We start from the raw sequence: 1,066 nt of genomic DNA on the forward strand, positions 1-1,066 counted from the left end.
GTGTACGGCAGCCCCGAAAGGACCCGCGAGCCGGGGCCGAGGCCCTGCCCCGACGCGTCGGCCCGCGCCCGCTCCACGACCTCGGCGCCGGTCAGCTCCTCCCCGGCGACCGCGAGGGCGGGCCCCGCCGGGTCGACGGGGGCGAACGTCGAGCGTGTCGGGGCCGCTGACGACGAGGTCCGCGGCGGCCGGGTCGCCGCCCACGTCCGCGACCACACCGACCGAGGAACAGGCGAGCAGCCAGACGGCCGTCTGCCAGTGCGCGGGCAGCAGCAGCGCGACCCGGTCACCGGGTTCGGCGGCGAGGTCTCCCTGGAGCAGATTGGCGGTCTTGGCCACCCAATTGGCGAAGGTGGCCACGGACAATTCCACGCGCTCGCCCGTGGCGTCGTCGTAGAAGGTGACCAGAGGGCGGCCTGGATCGGCGGCGAGCGCGGATCGCAGCAGGTCGGCGGGGGTGCGGTCGTTGGCGTTCACGGGCGCAAGGGTACGCGGACACCTCGGCGCCGAACGGCGGGGCGGGGGAGCGCGGAGCACCGGAACAGCCGCTTCTGGCGAACAGCCCGTCACATCCCCAATGGACAGATATGTCCCGTCATGCCGAATATCACTTGTATGCGTGGATTCCTTGCTTCCTCGATCGGCGTCACGTGCGCGGCCGCTCTGGCCCTGCCCCTCACCCTGCCGACGTCCGGCGCCCAAGCCTCGACGCCCGGCGTTCCGCCGCCCGCCGGGCCCGCCGCGGAGGCGGTCCCCGGCAGTACCCAGTCGCTCCCGCTCGGCCCACTGCACCCCGAGCGCTCCCTCGGCCCCACGGAGGTGCGCGAACAGGGCCTGACCCAACGCGATGTGGAGCCGTACTCCCTCATCGGTGTCGTCTGGGACGACCCGGAGGACGAACTGCACGGCACCGTCCAGGTCCGCACCCGGCCGACCGGCGGCACCGCCTGGTCGGGCTGGCAGGACGTGGAGACGCACAACCACGAGCACGCGGCCGACCCCGAGACGGCCGAGCGCGCCGCTGGCCGGSTCCGCCCGGAYCGACCSGSGSSCSTCCGGGTCGGTG

Annotated in this window: 2 pseudogenes; one reads left to right on the plus strand and one right to left on the minus strand. The window is 74.1% G+C overall.

The features are described from left to right. Positions 1 to 477 (minus strand): annotated as a pseudogene (locus AB8Z36_RS41455) (TIGR03089 family protein); the annotation flags it as partial. A gap of 138 nt (positions 478 to 615) precedes the next feature. On the opposite strand from AB8Z36_RS41455, the pseudogene AB8Z36_RS41460 reads away from it, so the two are divergent. Beyond that, positions 616 to 1,066: pseudogene (locus AB8Z36_RS41460) on the plus strand (N-acetylmuramoyl-L-alanine amidase); the annotation flags it as partial.

Source organism: Streptomyces flavofungini (assembly GCF_041028215.1).
Classification (GTDB): domain Bacteria; phylum Actinomycetota; class Actinomycetes; order Streptomycetales; family Streptomycetaceae; genus Streptomyces; species Streptomyces flavofungini_B.